This window comes from Rhodococcus sp. T7 (genome assembly GCF_009872365.1).
Classification (GTDB): Bacteria; Actinomycetota; Actinomycetes; order Mycobacteriales; family Mycobacteriaceae; genus Rhodococcus_F.
Window position 1 is genome coordinate 13,798 of record NZ_WXYH01000393.1, and the last position, 18,458, is coordinate 32,255.

At 67.7% G+C, this 18,458-nt stretch carries 15 protein-coding genes and 2 pseudogenes; 16 read left to right on the forward strand and 1 reads right to left on the reverse strand.

Annotated features, from left to right (window positions below; translation table 11 throughout):
* The first annotated feature begins 35 nt into the window (after window positions 1-35).
* From MLGJGCBP_RS53570 to MLGJGCBP_RS53545, 6 genes and pseudogenes are all read left to right on the forward strand, one after another.
* On the forward strand, window positions 36-1,694 hold the full coding sequence (locus MLGJGCBP_RS53570; protein WP_100055161.1) for a cytochrome P450: 1,659 nt from the start codon (window positions 36-38) through the stop codon (window positions 1,692-1,694).
* A gap of 152 nt (window positions 1,695-1,846) precedes the next feature.
* A pseudogene (locus MLGJGCBP_RS53565) lies at window positions 1,847-2,293 on the forward strand (aldehyde dehydrogenase family protein); the annotation flags it as partial.
* Window positions 2,294-2,485: 192 nt separating this feature from the next.
* Window positions 2,486-4,366 carry a propionyl-CoA synthetase gene (locus MLGJGCBP_RS53560; protein WP_100055163.1) on the forward strand — a complete coding sequence of 627 codons (1,881 nt, stop codon included), beginning with the start codon at window positions 2,486-2,488 and terminating at the stop codon, window positions 4,364-4,366.
* Window positions 4,367-4,378: 12 nt separating this feature from the next.
* Window positions 4,379-4,861, forward strand: a complete 483-nt coding sequence (locus MLGJGCBP_RS53555) for a DUF6790 family protein (protein ID WP_100055164.1) — start codon at window positions 4,379-4,381, stop codon at window positions 4,859-4,861.
* 14 nt (window positions 4,862-4,875) lie between these two features.
* Window positions 4,876-5,316: a fluoride efflux transporter FluC gene (locus tag MLGJGCBP_RS53550; RefSeq protein ID WP_160093629.1), complete on the forward strand. Its 441-nt coding sequence runs from the start codon at window positions 4,876-4,878 to the stop codon at window positions 5,314-5,316.
* A 47-nt stretch (window positions 5,317-5,363) separates the two neighbouring features.
* Window positions 5,364-8,399, forward strand: coding sequence for a Tn3 family transposase (locus MLGJGCBP_RS53545; RefSeq protein WP_011331220.1), 3,036 nt, complete (start codon window positions 5,364-5,366; stop codon window positions 8,397-8,399).
* Window positions 8,400-8,525: 126 nt separating this feature from the next.
* On the opposite strand, the gene MLGJGCBP_RS53540 is transcribed toward MLGJGCBP_RS53545, so the two are convergent.
* Complete coding sequence (locus MLGJGCBP_RS53540; RefSeq protein ID WP_011331219.1) at window positions 8,526-9,113, reverse strand: TetR/AcrR family transcriptional regulator; 588 nt, start codon at window positions 9,111-9,113, stop codon at window positions 8,526-8,528.
* 101 nt (window positions 9,114-9,214) lie between these two features.
* Here MLGJGCBP_RS53540 and MLGJGCBP_RS53535 point away from each other — a divergent pair, with 101 nt between their 5' ends.
* The 10 genes and pseudogenes from MLGJGCBP_RS53535 to MLGJGCBP_RS53490 all read left to right on the forward strand — a co-directional run.
* A complete protein-coding gene (locus MLGJGCBP_RS53535) occupies window positions 9,215-10,081 on the forward strand; it encodes a CoA transferase (RefSeq protein ID WP_011331218.1) in 867 nt (288 codons plus the stop codon).
* Window positions 10,078-11,253, forward strand: a complete 1,176-nt coding sequence (locus MLGJGCBP_RS53530; RefSeq protein ID WP_011331217.1) for a thiolase family protein — start codon at window positions 10,078-10,080, stop codon at window positions 11,251-11,253. The genes MLGJGCBP_RS53535 and MLGJGCBP_RS53530 overlap by 4 nt, the downstream gene beginning before the upstream one ends.
* Window positions 11,254-11,260: 7 nt before the next feature.
* The gene (locus MLGJGCBP_RS53525) at window positions 11,261-12,928 is read left to right on the forward strand and encodes a long-chain-fatty-acid--CoA ligase (RefSeq protein ID WP_011331216.1); all 1,668 of its coding nucleotides are present in this window, start codon (window positions 11,261-11,263) and stop codon (window positions 12,926-12,928) included.
* Window positions 12,925-13,713 carry an enoyl-CoA hydratase/isomerase family protein gene (locus MLGJGCBP_RS53520; RefSeq protein ID WP_011331215.1) on the forward strand — a complete coding sequence of 263 codons (789 nt, stop codon included), beginning with the start codon at window positions 12,925-12,927 and terminating at the stop codon, window positions 13,711-13,713. Before MLGJGCBP_RS53525 ends, MLGJGCBP_RS53520 begins: the two co-directional genes overlap by 4 nt.
* 8 nt (window positions 13,714-13,721) lie before the next feature.
* Window positions 13,722-14,882 carry an acyl-CoA dehydrogenase family protein gene (locus MLGJGCBP_RS53515; RefSeq protein WP_011331214.1) on the forward strand — a complete coding sequence of 387 codons (1,161 nt, stop codon included), beginning with the start codon at window positions 13,722-13,724 and terminating at the stop codon, window positions 14,880-14,882.
* Between the two features lie 91 nt (window positions 14,883-14,973).
* A complete protein-coding gene (locus MLGJGCBP_RS53510; protein WP_011331213.1) occupies window positions 14,974-15,732 on the forward strand; it encodes a 3-hydroxyacyl-CoA dehydrogenase in 759 nt (252 codons plus the stop codon).
* A complete protein-coding gene (locus MLGJGCBP_RS53505; protein ID WP_011331212.1) occupies window positions 15,729-16,229 on the forward strand; it encodes a MaoC family dehydratase in 501 nt (166 codons plus the stop codon). Before MLGJGCBP_RS53510 ends, MLGJGCBP_RS53505 begins: the two co-directional genes overlap by 4 nt.
* A gap of 21 nt (window positions 16,230-16,250) precedes the next feature.
* Window positions 16,251-17,406 (forward strand): annotated as a pseudogene (locus tag MLGJGCBP_RS53500) (acetyl-CoA C-acetyltransferase).
* Between the two features lie 4 nt (window positions 17,407-17,410).
* Entirely contained in the window at window positions 17,411-18,172 is a 762-nt protein-coding gene (locus tag MLGJGCBP_RS53495) for an enoyl-CoA hydratase (RefSeq protein ID WP_011331210.1), read from the forward strand.
* 28 nt (window positions 18,173-18,200) lie between these two features.
* A partial coding sequence (locus MLGJGCBP_RS53490; protein ID WP_160093628.1) for an AMP-binding protein occupies window positions 18,201-18,458 on the forward strand: 258 nt, incomplete at its 3' end.

Here is an 18,458-nt window from a genome sequence, read left to right on the forward strand (position 1 = left end):
ATCACCCGAACACCCGAGATGGAGTGTGGAGAATCATGACCGACGTAACTGTCCTGTTCGGAACCGAGACCGGCAACGCCGAGATGGTCGCCGACGACATCGCTTCTGCCCTGGGGGAATTCGATATCGAGGCCACCGTGGTGGGGATGGAGGACTTCGACGTCGCAGATCTGGCCGCCTCCGGCACGGTCGTGCTCGTCACCTCCACCTACGGAGAGGGTGAACTGCCGGCGACGACCCAGCCCTTCTTCGATGCGATGAAGGCGGCCGAGCCTGACCTCACGGGTCTGCGGTTCGGGGCCTTCGGCCTCGGCGACAGCACCTACGACACCTACAACAACGCGATCGACATCCTCGTCGGTGCGGTGACAGACGCAGGAGCGACACAGGTCGGCGCAACGGGCCGGCACGATGCCGCGTCCTTCCAGCCGGCGGACGGACCCGTGGCCGAGTGGGCCAAACAGTTCGCCGAAGCCCTCTCTGATCGAACTCGACGAGGAGGACATGAGATGACCGCTGCGTCCATCGATCGCGAGCTCGTGCCGTGGTCGGATCCCGAATTCAGGAACAACCCCTATCCCTGGTATAGGCGACTGCAACAGGACCATCCGGTGCACAAGCTGGAGGACGGCACCTACCTGGTGTCCCGGTACGCCGACGTGAGTCATTTCGCGAAACTGCCCATCATGAGCGTCGAACCCGGATGGGCCGACGCCGGGCCCTGGGCGGTCGCGAGCGACACCGCGCTGGGTTCGGATCCCCCGCATCACACCGTGTTGCGCCGGCAGACCAACAAGTGGTTCACGCCGAAACTGGTGGACGGCTGGGTCAGGACCACCCGTGAGCTGGTCGGCGACCTGCTCGACGGTGTCGAGGCCGGTCAGGTGATCGAGGCCAGGCGCGACCTCGCCGTCGTCCCCACCCACGTCACGATGGCACGCGTCCTACAACTACCCGAAGACGATGCCGACGCCGTGATGGAGGCGATGTTCGAGGCGATGCTGATGCAAAGCGCGGAGCCCGCGGACGGCGATGTCGACCGGGCTGCAGTCGCTTTCGGCTATCTGAGTGCGCGCGTCGCCGAGATGCTCGAGGACAAGCGGGTGAACCCGGGCGACGGCCTGGCCGATTCGTTGCTCGACGCCGCCCGCGCCGGGGAGATCACCGAGAGCGAGGCTATCGCCACGATTCTGGTGTTCTATGCCGTGGGGCACATGGCCATCGGGTACCTGATCGCCTCGGGTATCGAACTGTTCGCTCGTCGGCCCGAGGTTTTCACCGCATTCCGCAACGACGAGTCAGCACGTGCGGCGATCATCAACGAGATGGTCCGGATGGACCCGCCACAACTGTCTTTCCTGCGGTTTCCTACCGAGGACGTGGAGATCGGCGGTGTGCTCATCGAGGCCGGATCGCCCATCCGCTTCATGATCGGTGCGGCCAATCGCGACCCCGAGGTCTTCGATGACCCGGATGTCTTCGACCACACCCGCCCGCCTGCGGCCAGCCGCAACCTGTCGTTCGGTCTGGGGCCGCATTCCTGTGCGGGACAGATCATCTCGCGTGCCGAGGCAACGACTGTCTTCGCCGTGCTGGCCGAACGGTACGAGCGGATCGAGTTGGCCGAGGAACCCACCGTGGCGCACAACGATTTCGCCCGGCGCTACCGAAAACTGCCGATCGTCCTGTCCTGAAAACCGATCCGATCTCACCTGCCCGCGACCCGCGGGCAGCTCGATCCACCCGAGAGGAATCATCATGTCCGACACGCTCGCGTCCGCTGCCGCGGTCCTTCAGAAGTTCTCCCTGGACACCTTCGACGGCCTGGAGTGGGAGGTGATGGGTGTCGCGGAAGGCGGCCGAGGGGCTGCTCGCCCAGGTGCGCGACGCGGTCGACAGGGGTGCGACCCTGCACGTCGGTGGAGAGCTCGCCGAGCACGGATGGTTCACCCCGGCAGTCCTGACCGGGGTCACCCCGGACATGCGCGCTTACCGTGAGGAGCTGTTCGGCCCGGTCGCCGTCGTCTATTCGGTGTCCGACGACGACGAGGCGGTCGCTCTCGCGAACGACGTCCCGTTCGGGCTCGGGGGTGCTGTCTTCTCGAGCGACGAGCAGCGGGCGATCGCGGTCGCGTCGCGACTCGAGGTGGGTATGGCCAATGTGAACACCTCGGCCGGCGAAGGCGCCGACGTGCCGTTCGGCGGAACCAAGCGTTCCGGCTTCGGGCGGGAACTCGGACCGCTCGGCATCGGCGAATTCGTCAACCGGCGCGTCTTCTACGTGCAGCGGTGACCTTCCCGCGGGCCCGCGCGTCGACGCAGCGGGGTCTGCGCCCGCTCGCCGCACGACGGTGACCGGTCGGCGCGCGGCCCGCGGAACAGGTGTCGTGTCGATCGTCACATGACTAACCTCTAACCGGGACACGGCACATCCGATGATGTGCCGCCCGAGGACGACGGCGTCAGGGCGAAGGGCGGATCAGCGATGGGACGATACGACGAGGCGTTCACACGGGCGACCGAGGACCGTGAGGGTTTCTGGCTCGACGCGGCGTCCGCGATCGACTGGACGGTCACTCCGACGCGGGCGCTCGACGACTCCGCCGCCCCGTTCTACCGGTGGTTTCCCGACGGCGAACTCAACACCTGCCACAACGCCCTGGACCGTCATGTCGCCGCGGGCCAGGGCGAGCGGACGGCCCTGATCTGGGACTCGGCGATGGTCGGCGAGGTCCGCCGCTACACCTATGCCGAGCTCCTGGACGAGGTGTCGCGGTTCGCCGGGGCACTCGCCGCCCACGGCGTGGGCGCGGGTGACCGCGTCGTGATCTACATGCCGATGATCCCCGAGGCCGCCATCGCGATGCTGGCCTGCGCGCGGATCGGGGCCGTGCACTCGGTGGTGTTCGGCGGCTTCGCCGCACCGGAACTGGCCGCCCGCATCGACGACGCGGAGCCGGTCGCCGTCGTCACCGCCTCCGGTGGGCTCGAACCGGGCCGTGCCGTGGAGTACCTGCCGATGGTCGCCAAGGCCGTCGAACTGTCGTCGGCCTCCCCGGCGACGATCATCGTCAAGGATCGCCCCGAGATCGCGGGCAGCGCCGCCGATCACGACGGCTGGCTGGACTGGGACGAGGTGACGCAGGTTGCCGAGCCCGCGGAGCCGGTGCCGGTGGCGGCGACCGATCCGCTCTACATCCTCTACACCTCCGGAACCACGGGTAAACCCAAGGGGGTGGTCCGCGACAACGGCGGTCACGCGGTGGCCCTGACGTGGTCGATGACGAACATCTACGACATCGCCGCGGGTGACGTCTGGTGGACCGCATCCGACGTGGGCTGGGTCGTCGGGCACTCCTACATCGTGTACGCCCCGCTGCTCGTCGGGGCGACGACGGTGATGTACGAGGGCAAGCCCGTGGGGACCCCCGACGCCGGCGCCTTCTGGCGGGTCGTCGCCGATCATCGGGTGAAGGCGCTGTTCACCGCGCCGACCGCGATCCGCGCGATCCGCAAGGCCGACCCGGAGGCCGCCGAGTTGGCCGCCCACGACGTGTCGTCGTTGCAGACCCTGTTCGCGGCCGGTGAGCGCCTCGACCCGGACACGTTCACCTGGGCATCGAGGATTCTCGGGGTGCCGGTCGTCGACCACTGGTGGCAGACCGAGACCGGATGGGCGATCGCCGCGAATCTGCGTGGGCTGGAACCGATGCCGATCAAGGCCGGATCGCCCACGGTGCCGGTCCCGGGTTTCCGGGTCGGGGTCGTCGACGCCGAGGGCAAGATCGTGGGCGCCGGCGAGGAGGGCAACATCGTCATCCGACTGCCACTGCCACCGGGCACCCTGGCCGGACTGTGGCGCGACGAGGAGCGTTACCGCAAGTCCTACCTCGCAGCGTTCGACGGTTACTACCTCACCGGGGACTCCGGATACGTCGACGCCGACGGTTACGTCTTCGTGCTCGGGCGTTCCGACGACGTGATCAACGTTGCCGGACACCGGCTCTCGACCGGCAGTATCGAGGCCGTCGTGGCGTCGCATCCGGCGGTCGCCGAATGTGCGGTCATCGGCATCCACGACGATCTCAAGGGGCAGCGACCGAGTGGGTATGTGGTGCTGAAGTCCGGTGTCGAGATCGAGGCCGACACCCTGCGCAGCGAGCTCGTGGCCAAGGTGCGCAACGAGATCGGTGCGGTCGCGACCTTCCGCGACGTGACCGTGGTGCCGGCACTGCCCAAGACCCGATCGGGCAAGATCCTGCGGAAGACGATGCGGCAGATCGCCGACCACGAGGAGTACACGGTCCCGTCGACCATCGAGGACCCCGACGTGCTGACCGCACTGGCCGAACAGCTCAAGGGCTGACGGGCGCACAACATGAGCGACCGCGCCCTCCGCATCGCGATAGCCGTCGTACCCTTCGTCGGGTTGGTCGGCACGATCATCACGACGGTGATCGACGCGCTGTCCCCAGGCGGCGATCTCGGCCGGGATCTGCTCGAGAACTCGGTGCTGTGGATGATCGGCGTGCAGGGCTGGATGACCGGTTGCGGTCACATGTTCTTCGGCGAGCCGATCGCCGAATCGATCGGGTGGCAGCCGAGGACGCCGTGGCAGTGGGAGGTCGGGCTGGCCAGCCTGGCGACCGGCGTCCTGGGTGTGATCGCGTCGGGGTTCGACGACGACTTCACACTGGCCACGATCATCGCCTTCGCGGTGTTCTACCTGGGGGCCGCCGTCGGGCACGTCCGGGAGATGGTGACCAGACGGAACTTCAAGGCGGGCAACGCCGGTCCGATCTTCGTCTTCGACGTGCTGGTACCGGTGTACCTGTTCGTCTTGTATGCCGTCGTGACGTAGCGGAGACTTGGCGGGTGCACGCAGACCAGCACGGCGAGCTGCCCGTCGACCCCGATGAGCGTCCGCCGCATCTTCGCGCCCGGGCGCTCGTCTGGGTGTTCGCCGGCGGGCTGTGCGGCACCGGCCTGCGGTACTTGGCCGAGCAGACCTTCCCGGCGGTCGACGGGCAATGGCCGTGGGCGACCTTCGGCGTCAACATCGCGGGCGCGTTCATCCTCGGCGCGCTGCTGGAAGTCCTTGCGCGACTGGGCCCCGACGACGGGTGGCGTCAGCGGGTGCGACTGTTCGGCGGTACCGGCATCTGCGGTGCGTTGACGACGTACAGCGCATTCGCCCTCGAGATCACAGATCTCGCACGGGCTTCGGCGGTGGTGACCGCGTTTGCCTATGCGGTGGTCAGCGTCGTGCTCGGGGTGTTGGGGGTCGGGGAGCAGATTGACGAAATCCGGCGCTAAGGGGCAATCGCCGAGCGACCTTGCGCTGTAGGTGATTTCATGTCGTCGTGACTGATGAGGGCGGCTATGGCCGGTTCGGTGCGTTGTCTCGGCAGGAGCTGGAGCGTTACTGCTACTTGGATGACGAGGACCGGCGGCTGATCGCTGCGCGGCGGCGCGACTACAACCGTCTGGGGTTCGCGGTGCAGGTGGTGACGGTGCGTCACCTGGGAATGTTCCTGGCTGATCCGCTGGATGTCCCGCCCGCGTTGATCGAGTATCTGGCCGAGCAGTTGGAGATCTCCGATCCGTCGATGGTGAAGCGGTACACCGATCGGGAGAAGACCAAGCTCGAACACGCCTGGGAAATCCAGCAGGTGTACGGACTCAAGCCGTTCGGCGAGATGGAGTCGGAGCTCACGTCGTGGATCGTCGACCAGGCGTGGATGACCGGCGACGGACCGAAGGCGATCTTCGGCGACGCAGTGACATGGCTGCGGAAGCGTCAGGCGCTGCTGCCGGGGATCACCACGTTGGAGCGGCTGATCGGCGACGGCCGCAACGCGGCGGACGCCCGGTTGTGGCGCCAGCTCGGCGAGCAGCTGACCTCGGAGTCCGCGTCTGCCTTGTTGCGGCTGCTGGAGGTTCCTGCGGAGGGCGGGCAGAAGGTCAGCGAGCTGGAGCGGCTGCGCAAGGGCGTGTTCAAGGCGTCGTCGAAGGGGATGCTCGCGGCGCTGCGCAGGGTTGTCGACCTGCAAGCGGTCGGGGTGGACAGCATCGACGTGAGGGCGATCCCGCCGCGTCGGTTGACGGGGTTGGCGACCTACGGGTTGGCGAGCAAGGCCGCCGCGCTGCGGCGGCTGCCCACGCGTGAGCAGCGCTTGGCGGTGCTGGCCGCGACGGTCGTTGTGTTGAGCGCGCGGGCGGTCGACGACGTGTTGGAGACCTTCGACATGTTGATGACGACGAAGCTTCTGTCCAAGGCCGAGCGGGAGTCTCGCGAGGAGAAGCTGCGTCGCTATCCGAGGGTGTCACGCAACGCAGGCAAGCTCGCGGCAGCGGTGAAGGTGCTGCTGGAGATGGTCGAGGTCAACCAGGACGTCGGGCTGGGCGTGGTGTTGGACATGATCGAGAAGACCGTCACCCGGGCCGAGTTGCGGCACGCGGTCCAGGCGGTCGACGAGCTGGTGCCCGCCGACGACGCGGAGCTGGATGGGCAGCGGTTGATCGAGTTGGCCGGCAAGTTCGCCACGGTCCGCCCGTTCCTGTCGATGCTGATGGACACGATCGAGTTCGGCGCGACCAGTGACGGCGCCGCCGTCCTGGCGGCAATGAAGACCCTCGCCGAGCTGCTGACATCCAGGTCGTCGGGCAAGATCCCGGCAAACCTGCTGGACGCCCGCAAGGTCGACCACGACTTGATCGTCGGCGCGTGGAAGCGCTTGATCTACACGCCGGGCCGACCGGAGGGCACCGTCGACCGGAACTCCTACACGATCTGCGTGTTGGAACAGTTCCACCGACACCTCAAGCACCGCAGCATCTTCGCGGTGCGTTCGTCGCGGTGGCGCGACCCGCGGGCGCACCTGCTGGCAGGCGAAGCCTGGGAGGCTGCGCGTGACGCCGGCATGAACGCGCTGGGCCTGCCCGCCGCGCCGACGCAGCTGCTGACCGATCACGCGACGGCGTTGGAGACCGCTTATCGGGAGTTGGCCGCACGGCTGGGCGAGGACACCCCAGCCAGCATCGACGCCGACGGCAAACTGCACGTCGCCGCGCTGGACGCCAAGGCCGAGCCCGCGTCGCTGGTCGACCTGCGCCGCCGGGTGGAGGCGATGATCCCGCGTGTGGACCTGCCGGAACTGGTCACGGAGGTGATGAGCTGGCATCCCGGTTTCACCGAGGCGTTCACCCACACCTCGGGCAACGAGGCCCGCGTCGCCGACCTCGGCTTGTCGGTGGCGGCCGTGCTCTGTTCCTATGCGATGAACGTCGGGTTCAAACCGGTGACAACGCCTGGTGTCGACGCCCTGACCAGGGATCGGCTGCTGCACGTCGACCAGTGCTACGTGCGGGCCGAGACCATCGAGGCGGCCAACGCCGTGCTGGTCGACGCCCAGGCCGACATCCCCCTGGCCCAAGCGTGGGGCGGCGGGCTGGTCGCCTCGGTGGACGGGATGCGGTTCGTGGTGCCCGTGCGCACCCATAACGCCCGCCCGAACCCGAAGTACTTCGGCCGGAAACTGGGCATCACCTGGTTGAACATGCTCAACGACCAGTCCGCCGGGCTGGCAGGCAAGGTGCTGCGCGGAACACCTCGCGATTCGCTGCACACCATCGACGTGATCGTGTCCCAGCACGGCGGGCGGATTCCGGAGGTCATCATCACCGACACCGGGTCGTATTCCGACATCGTGTTCGGACTGCTGCATCTGATCGGCCGCCAGTACCGGCCGCAGCTGGCGAACCTGCCCGATCAGCGGTTGTGGCGCATCGACGCCCGAGCCGACTACGGGCCGCTGGACAAGGCGGCGCGCGGGGTGATCGACACCGCCAAGATCGCCGCGCACTGGGAGGACATGTGCCGGATCGCGGTGTCGATCCACTCCGGTGAGGTGTCGGCGCACGAGGTCACCAGGATGATCTCCCGCGACGGGCAGCCGACCGCGTTGGGCCAGGCCATCGCCCATTTCGGGCGGATCTTCAAGACCCTGCACATCCTGCGCCTGGCCGACGACGAACCTTACCGGCGCGAGGGCAAGGCCCAGTCCAATCTCGTCGAGGGTCGTCACGACCTGGCGCGCACGATCTATCACGGCCGCAAGGGCGAGATGACCCGCGCCTACTACGAGGGCATGGAAGACCAGCTCTCGGCGCTGGGATTGGTGCTCAATTGCGTCGTCGTGTGGAACACCGTCTACGAGAACCGCGCCCTCGCCGCGCTGCGAGCCGGCGGATACCCGGTGCTCGACACCGATGTCGAGCGATTGTCGGCGTTCGTGCGCGCCCACATCGGCATCGACGGGCACTACAGCTTCCACCTGCCCGACCCCAGCGGAGTTCACCGACCGCTGCGCGACCCGGACGCCGACGACGACGAGTAGCGCGAGTCGAAGGGTGGCGGATGACCGCTCAGGACCTGACGACGCATGTCGGCGGAAGTCTCTCCTGAGCCGCGAAACAGGCCACGGCCTGCACCTCTACCTCCGACCTGACCCAACAAACTACCGCTAGATTACGGTCACGGAGAGCGTCAGTTTGTCGCTGTGCGGCACGCCCGTCCGGTCGAGGAAGTCACACATGTCATCGATCATCGGCTGCATGAGCAGCTGCCCCAGCTGACGAACCATCAGCCCGATGACCTGTGAGGACTCGGATCGCCGTGTCGAGGTCTTGCCCGAATAGCGGAGTTTGGAGATCTCTCTGCGACTCAGGTCGGTCAGCCGCTCGAGTAACTCGCTCTTTCCCTGCGGATCGAGCACAGCGCGCCGGATGTAGTTCACCACCGTCGGATGCGTCGCGAGCATGTGCCGCACCGCCTCGTCTCGAGCGGCGGCGACCTGCGCTGGGGCGCCCTCGTCCGGCACAGAGGCGATCGCCAGAGCGTAATAGTCGACGACCAGTTGCTCGACGGCGACGCGTAGCCCGTCCTTGGTCTTGAAGTGGTGCTGCACCAATCCCACGGCGACCCCGGCGGCGGCGGCGACGGCGCGCATCGAGACGCGATCCTCGCCGCGCTCGGCGTAGAGGTCGAGCGCGGCGTTGCGAATGCGGGCCTTCGCGGTGAGGTCCTCGTCACTGGCGCGGGGGTCGGTCACAGAAATTGCCTCCTATCAGAGAAAAAAGCATACACCCTTGACATTAGACAGTACATGCGCATTAATGGCTATACATCAGTATAGTCAAAAAGGGGTTGATGATGTCGCAGTCGAGTTCGCTGCAGGGCGTGCAGGTGGTGTCGCTCGCGATCAATCTGCCGGGCCCGCTCGCCGCCGCGCGGCTACGGGCGCTGGGCGCCACCGTCACCAAGATCGAACCGCCGGCCGGCGACCCGCTGCGGGCCGTGGCGCCGACGTGGTACGACGAGCTCACTGTGGGCCAGCGGGTCGTGACCCTCGACCTCAAGGACCCCGCTGATCGGGCGGTGGCGGCGCGCGAGCTGTCGCGTGCCGACCTGATGCTCACCGCCATGCGCCCCTCGGCGCTGGTCAAGCTCGGCCTGGACGAGTTGACCGCGGCGAATCCGCACCTGTCGCATATCGAGATCGTCGGGCACGACGGGATCGCGGCGGAGCAGCCCGGCCATGACCTGACGTACCAGGCCCTGCACGGCACTCTCCAGCCGCCGACGATGCCGACCGTCCCGGTGGCCGACCTGCTCGGCGCCGAGCGCGCCGTGTCCGCGGCCCTGCTCGCCCTGCGCGTGGCCGCGGAGTCCGGCGTGGGACACCGCGAGCGGGTCGTCCTCGAACAGGCGGCCGCCGACGCCGGCGCCGCAGTTCGGCACGGTCTGATGGGAGCGGGCGCGCCGCTCGGCGGGGCGCATCCCGGTTACCGGATCTACTCCAGCTCCGACGGCCACGTCGCGCTGGCCGCGCTCGAGCCGCACTTCTGGGAGCGCGCCCGCGCCGGTCTCGGTGTCGAGGGCACCCAGGAGGAGCTCGAGCAGACGTTTCTTTCCAAGCCGACGCGCGAATGGGAGGAGGTCGCGAAGCGCCTCGACATTCCCCTGATCGGAATCCGCGATTCGGCACCCCGTAATTCAGCACAAGGAGCTTTGTCATGAGTGTTCGCGAGGCCGTTATCGTCGGCGCGGTCCGGACCCCGGTCGGCCGTCGCGGAGGGATCCTCAGCGCATGGCATCCGGTGGACCTGCTCGGGCAGACGCTGCGGGAGCTTGTGGCCCGCGCCGGCGTCGACCCCGCCGCGATCGAGGACGTCATCACCGGCTGCGTCATCCAGCACGATGTCCAGTCGGGCAATCTCGGCCGCCACGCGGTGCTCGCCGCCGGGCTGCCCGAGTCGGTCCCCGCGGTGACGATCGACCGCCAGTGCGGTTCAGGGCAGCAGGCGGTCAGCTTCGCCGCCCAGGCGGTGATGGCGGGTTCCCACGACCTGGTGATCGCCTGCGGCGTCGAGTCGATGTCACGGGTGCCGATGCCTCCGGCGTTCCTGCCCGGCGCGCCGCTCGGCCCGCAGTACAGCCCGCGCGAACTCGACCGCTACGACGGTGGGCTGATGGCGCAGGGCCCGTCGTCGGAGCTGATGAACGAGAGGTTCGACCTGAGCCGAGCGGCGTTGGACGCGTTCAGCGCTCGCAGCCACGAGCGGGCGCACGCCGCGACGCGGGCCGGGAAGTTCCGCGACCAGATGGTGCCGATCACCGCCGACCCCGACGACCCGACCGGTCCGGTCATCGACTCGGACGAGGGCATCCGCGAGCACATCGACCCCGCCAAGATGGCGAGCCTGAAAGCCGTGTTCGGCGCCGACGGGCGGACCACGGCGGCCAACTCCTCGCAGATCAGCGACGGCGCGGCCGCGCTGCTGATCGCCGACCGCGAGTACGCCGAGCGCAACGGCCTCATCCCACGCGCCCGGTTCCGCGCGCTGTCGGTCGCCGCCGCCGACCCGATCATCCAGTTCACCGCGATCCTCGACGCCGCCCACAAGGCGCTCGGCCGAAGCGGGTTGGCCGTCGAGGAGATCGACCTGTTCGAGGTCAACGAGGCCTTCGCCGGTGTGCCGCTGATCTTCCAACGGGAATTCGGCGTCCCGGACGACAAGCTGAACGTCAACGGCGGCTCCGTCGCCCTCGGCCACCCGCTGGGCTCGACCGGAGCCCGGATGCTCACCGACCTGCTCTGCGAACTCGAACGCTCCGGCAAGAGGTTCGGCTTGCAGACCGTCTGCGAGGCCACCGGCACCGCGAACGCCACCATCATCGAACGCATCTGAGGACGTCATGAGCCACGAGATCGTGAGGGGCCTGCCCTCCACCCACGGCGACCACTATCAACTCAACACCACCACCATCATCCGGCACGCCGCGCGCACCTATCCCGAGCAGGAGATCGTGTACCGCACCGCGGACGGCGGCTGGGACCGGTACACCTACGCCGATGCCTACGCGCGAATCCAACGAAGTGCCAATGCACTTCGCTCGATCGGCGTCGGGCCGGGCGATGTGGTCGGGATCCTCGACTGGAACAGCAAGCGGCACTACGAGCTGTACTGGGCGATTCCCGGCCTCGCTGCCGTGATGTTGCAGATGAACCTGCGTTTGGCGCCAGAGGATCTCGCTTACGTCACCGGACACAGTGATGCATCGGTGGTCCTCATCGACGAGTCGCTGCTTCCGGTTGCCGAGGCGCTGGCACCGCATACGCCGAACGTGAAGACGTGGGTGGTGATGACCGATAAGCCGCTGGCCGACATCACCACCACGCTCCCGCACGCGGTGCACTGGGAGGACCTGCTCGCGGACGCCGGCCCGGAGATCGACTGGCCGGTCATCGACGAAACCTCCTCCTACAGCGCGTGTTACACCACCGGCACCACCGGCAGGCCCAAGGGCATCTACTACTCGCATCGCGGCATCTACCTGCACACCCTCGCCGAGGTCGCCGGACTCGGGATGAGCAGCGACGATGCCGTCATGCTCATCACGCCGATGTTCCACGGCCAGGGCTGGGGCCTACCCCAGGCGGCCGCCTACAGTGCCGCAAAAATCGTGCTGCCCGGTCGCTACATCGCCGAGGACACATCCGTCCTCGTGGACGCGATGATCGCGGAGCAAGTCACCGTCGCAAACGGTGCGCCGGCGATCTTCCAGCCCATGATGAACTACATCAAGACGCTTGCGGTCGCACCGGACTTCTCCCGCGCGCGGCTGCTGTCCGGTGCCACCGAGCCGCCGCTGTCGCTGATGCGCGACTTCCACGACATCACTGGAGCCGACGTCATCCACGCCTACGGCGCCACCGAGACCACCCCTCTGGTCGCGGTGAACCGGGGACTGAAGCCCTCGCTGCGCGGTGTGATCTCGGACGAGGAGAAGTGGGATCTCAAGCGTAAGCAGGGTTTGCCGGTCAACGGCATCGACATCCGGATCGTCGACGCGGAAGGCAACGATCTCCCGCACGACGGCACGAGTCAGGGTGAAGTGCTGCTGCGCGGACCGTGGATCATCGAGCGCTATCACAAGCTCGACGACGACGCCGACAAGTTCCTCGACGGGTATTGGCGTAGCGGCGATGTCGGGACCATCGACCCGAATGGTTACTTGAAGATCACCGACCGGATCAAGGACGTGGTCAAGTCGGGTGGCGAATGGATTTCCTCCATCGACATGGAGAACGCACTCGTTGCCCATCCGAAGATCGCCGAGGCGGCCGTCATCGGCGTCCCGCACCCGAAGTGGCAGGAGCGTCCAGTAGCACTCGTCGTGACGACCGACGGGCAGGAACTTCCACTGTCGGAGATCCACGAATTGCTCGCCGATGCATTCGCCAAATGGCAATTGCCCGAGACCGTCCTGTATCTGGACCAGCTGCCCCGCACCAGCGTCGGCAAGCTCGACAAGAAGGCCATGCGCGCCGCGCACACCAACGTCTACGAGGACGTCCGATGAACCCCGACAACGCCCCGCTACGCACGGCCCGCGACAGCCACCTCCTGATCCTGGAGATCAACCGGCCCAAGGCTCGCAACAGTCTGAACGAGGCGGTGCTCACCGCCTTGAACACCGAGCTCGTCGCGGCTCGGCACGACGACGAGATCCGTGCCATCGTGCTCACCGGCGCCGGCGGGATCTTCTGCGCCGGAGCCGACATCACCAATTTCGACGCCATTCGCGACCAGTCGCTGCTCGGCGATCGAGCCGCGCTGGGCGGCACCATCTGGGCCGACCTGGGCCGATTCCCGAAGCCGGTCCTCGCTGCGGTCGAGGGCCTCGCACTCGGCGGCGGCTGCGAGTTGGCGCTTGCCTGCGACATCGTCATCGCCGGCGAATCCGCCAAGTTCGGTGTCCCGGAGGTGAAGCTCGGCGTGATCCCGGGCGGCGGCGGAACCCAGCGCCTGATTCAGGCCGTCGGCAAGTCCAAGGCGATGGCCCTACTGCTCACCGGCGACTTCCTGTCCGCACAGCGGGCGTGCGCGGCCGGCATCGTCGCCGAGACCGTCCCGGACGGCACCGCCCTCGAAGCGGCGGTCGCCATGGCGCAGCGGATCGCCGCCAACTCACCGCTCGCGGTGGCGCTGGCCAAGGATGCCGCCCTCCAGGCCCTGGAAACCTCTCTGGCGCAAGGACTCGAGCACGAGAAGCGCAACTTTCACGTTGCCATCCATTCCGCCGACAGCCGCGAGGGCCAGGCCGCGTTCCTCGCCAAGCGCGCCCCCGAATTCACCGGAAAGTAGGACCGATCATGAGCGAGCTGTTCCCCGATTACCGCTCCCCGTGGGAGACCGACGATCAGGCGCTGCTGCGTAAGCACGCCGCCGAGTTCTTCCGCAAGGAAGCCACCCCGAACCAGGACCGTTGGGCCGCGCAGCACCAGGTCGACCGCGAGTTCTGGACCAAGGCCGGCGCCGCGGGACTGCTGTGCCTCGACATCGCCGAAGAATACGGCGGCGGGGGCGGCAACTTCGGCCACGAGGCGATCGTGCAGCAGGAGATCGCCTACGCCCACGACACCGCGTTCGGCTTCGCCGTGCACTCGACGATCGTCGCGCACTACATCGCCGCCTATGCCACCGAGGACCAGAAGAAGCGCTGGCTATCGAAATGTGCGAGCGGTGAGAGCGTCCTCGCCATTGCGATGACCGAACCCGGCACCGGCTCGGACCTGCAGGCCGTACGGACCACCGCGGTTCGCGACGGCGGCCACTACGTGATCAACGGCTCGAAGACGTTCATCTCGAACGCGTCGCACTGCGACCTGCTCGTCATCGTCGCCAAAACGGACCCGAGCCAAGGTTCCAAGGGTATCTCGCTGCTCGTCGCGGAGACGGAGAATCTTCCGGGGTTCGAGCGTGGGCGGGTGCTGGACAAGATCGGCCAGCACGGCCAGGACACCCGCGAGTTGTCGTTCACCGACATGCGGGTGCCGGCAGCGAATCTGCTCGGCGGCGTCGAGGGGCAGGGCTTCTACCAGCTGATGGGTCAGCTGCAGCGTGAGCGGCTGATCCTCGGTGTCGGCGGTGTCGCGGTGGCCGAGGCCGCGGTGGCGGAGAGCATCAGGTACGCCAAGGAACGTCACGCCTTCGGCAAGCCGATCCTGAACTTCCAGAACACGAAGTTCGTACTCGCCGAGTGCAAGACCGACGTGCTGGCCGGCAAGACCCTGATGGACCACTGCATCCAGCGTCACCTCGACGGCACCCTCGACGCGGCGACCGCGTCGATGGCCAAGCTGTGGGGCAGCGACAAGCAGTGCGAGATCGTCGACCGCTGCCTGCAGGTCTTCGGTGGCTACGGCTACATGATGGAGTACCCGATCGCGCAGATGTACGCCGCTTCCCGCGTGCAGAAGATCTACGGCGGCACCAACGAGATCATGAAGGAACTCATCGGCCGCGCCTTATGAGGTTGACCTTCGCGCAGTGACACCACTGCGTCAGTCACACCTCACTTTGTCAAAAACCCGATGTTCTCAACCTATTTCGTCAGGAGTATTCATGCATATCACCGGAACCAACGCACTCGTCACCGGCGGAGCCTCGGGCCTCGGACTGGCCACCGTCACCGCCCTCGCCAAGTCGGGCGCCCGGGTAATCGCCGTCGACCTGCCCACCGCGAACACGGATGCGCTGGCTGCTCTCGGCGACACCGTGGAATTCGCTCCGGCGGATGTCACCGACGAGGCCGCGGTCACCGAGGCGGTCGAGCGCGCCAACGCGGAGTCCTCACTGCGAATCACCGTGAACTGCGCCGGCATCGGCAACGCCGTCAAGACCGTCGGTAAGAACGGACCGTTCCCGCTGGCCGAATTCGAGAAGATCGTCAAGGTCAACCTGACCGGAACCTTCAACGTCATCCGCCTCGCCGCGCACGCGATGTCGCAGAACGAGCCCGTCGACGGCGAGCGCGGCGTGATCGTCAACACCGCCTCGGTCGCGGCCTTCGACGGGCAGATCGGACAGGCCGCGTACTCGGCATCGAAGGGCGGGATCGTCGGCGCCACCCTGCCGATCGCCCGCGACCTGGCGTCGCTGCTGATCCGGGTGAACACCATCGCGCCCGGCCTGTTCAAGACCCCGCTGCTGGGCACGCTGCCCGAGGCGGCTCAGATTTCGCTGGGACAGCAGGTGCCGCACCCGAACCGGCTCGGCGACCCCGCCGAGTACGCGCAGCTGGTCGAGGCGATCGTGACCAACCCGATGCTCAACGGCGAAACCATCCGCCTCGACGGCGCGATCCGCATGGCGCCGCGGTGAAACCCGTCGGCGTGCAGGTGGGATCGCACCATGAGCACACACGCCTTGTATACGCCGAGGACCTGGGCATCGGCCAGCGTTTCGACTTGGGCTCACACACGGTGACCGAGGCCGAACTCGTCGACTTCGCCACCCACTGGGATCCCCAGTGGTTTCACATCGACCGGGCGGCGGCGCAGGACGGCCAGTTCGGTGGCCTGATCGCCAGTGGAATCCACACGTTGGCGATCCTGCAACGGCTGACATTCGACGCAGTGGGGCACAGCTGGGCGGCCATTGCCGGGCGCGGCATCCGAGATCTGCGGTTCCGCCGTCCCGTGCGTCCAGGAGACGTGCTGACCGGCACCGTCGTCATCGACGACATCCAGTTCGACGACCGGGCACGCGCCCTCGTCACCACCGAGAGCACCGTGGTCGACAGCGAAGGCCGCGTCGTGCTGACCGTCCTGCTCGACGCCTACCTGCACTCGCGCACACGTCAACCATCGACCACCTGAGACGACGATTCGGAGACATCAATGCCAGAGGCATACATCATCGACGCGGCACGCACCCCGGTAGGCCGCCGCCGCGGCGCACTGGCCGCCGCACACCCGGTCGACCTCGCGGCCCATGTGATCGGCGCACTCGTCGAACGCAACGGTGTCGACCCCGCGTCGGTCGACGACGTGATCCTCGGCTGCCTGGACAACATCGGTCCGCAGGCGGGCGATATCGCCCGCACCGCGGCCCTCGCTGCGGGCCTGCCCGAGACAGTGCCCGGCGTGACCATCGACCGCCAGTGCGGATCCTCGCAACAGGCTGTACATTTCGCCGCGCAGGCCGTGATGAGCGGCACCGCCGACCTCATCGTCGCGGGCGGGGTGCAGAACATGAGCCAGATCCCACTGATGTCGTCGGTCACCGCGGGCGAGGCGTTCGGCGTGCGCGACCCCTACTCGGGCTCGACGAGGTGGCGGGCCCGCTACGGGGACGAGACGATCTCGCAGTTCCGCGGCGCCGAGATGATCGCCGAAAAGTGGGGAATCGACCGGGAGGCGATGGAGCAGTACGCCCTGGAAAGCCACCGCCGGGCGCTGCAGGCGATCGCCGGCGGACGCTTCGCCGCCGAGATCCTCCCCTACCAGCAGATGACGACCGACGAAGGACCGCGCGCCGACACCACACCGGAGAAGATGGCCGCCCTGCCGAGCCTCACGCCGGGGGGGGCGCTTGAGCGCCGCGGTCGCCAGCCAGATCTCCGACGGCGCCTCGGGCATGCTCATCGCCTCCGCCGAGGCGGTACGCCGCCACGACCTGGCTCCGCGGGCCCGGATCCATCACCTGACCGTGCTCGGCGCCGATCCGGTCATGATGCTCGCCGCACCGATCCCCGCCACCGAACGGGCACTCGAGCGGACCGGCATGCGCATCGACGACTTCGACGTGTTCGAGGTCAACGAGGCGTTCGCCCCGGTCGTGATGGCGTGGTTGCAGGAGACCGGCGCCGACCCGGAGCGGGTGAACCCCAACGGCGGCGCCATCGCTCTCGGCCACCCGATCGGCGCCACCGGCACCCGGCTGATGACCACCATGCTGCACGAACTCGAACGCTCCGGCGGACGCTACGGGTTGCAGACCATGTGCGAGGGCGGCGGACAAGCCAACGTCACCATCATCGAGCGGCTCGGCTGATCCGATGACCCCGACCGCTATCCGGACCGTCCGCACCGGCCGCCTGCTTCACATCACGATCGACCGGCCCGGCCGCATGAACGCCCTCGGCGTCGACGACCTGGTCGCACTCGACACCGCGATCAGCGGGGCGGAAGCGACCGGTGCCCGCGCGATCGTGCTCACCGGCGCGGGAAGAGCCTTCTGCACGGGAGCGGATCTGACCGCGGTGACGGGCGAGGAACCCGAGGTGGTGATGGACGCCGCGAACCGGGTGATCCGCGGCATCGTCTCCGCGCCGGTCCCCGTCATCGCCGCCGTCAACGGCCCCGCGGTCGGGTACGGAGTGGCGCTCGCCTGCGCCGCAGACCTCACCTACGCCGCCGAAAGCGCGTATTTCCTGTTGTCGTTCACCAGCATCGGGCTGATGCCCGACGGCGGCGCGACCGCGCTCGTCGCCGCGGCGATCGGCCGGGCGCGGGCTACAGAATTAGCGCTGCTCGGGCAGCGGCTTTCCGCCACCGACGCCGCCCAGACCGGCTTGGTGGCCCGGATCCTGCCGGATGACCAGCTCGCGGCCCATGTCGAGGCCGTCGCCGGCACGCTGGGAGCCGGGCCGCGGCGCGCCCTCGAACTGACCAGACGGGCGCTCGCCGCGTCCACCCTGGGCCACCTCGACCACGCCCTCGAGCGTGAACGAGCCGGACAGATCGAACTCATCGGCACACCGGATTTCGCCGAGGGCGCCGACGCCGTCCTCACCAAACGTCCCCCCACATTTGCTTAGCAGACCACCCGCCGATCATAGGAGAATCATGGCAACCCTTGGTGGACAACTGACATTGAACGCACGCCGCCACCCGGACCGGCCCGCGCTGATCTTCGAGGGCGTCGAGCGCAGCTACGGGCAGCTCGACCGGGAAATCAACCAGTACGCCAACGCGCTGCTGTCCCTCGGCGTGCAGAAGGGCGACCGCGTGGCGGTGCTGTCGCCGAACTCCGACCGCTTCCTCCTCGCGCTGTACGGCGCGTTCAAGGTCGGCGCGATCGTCTCCCCGTTCAACCCGCGGTCC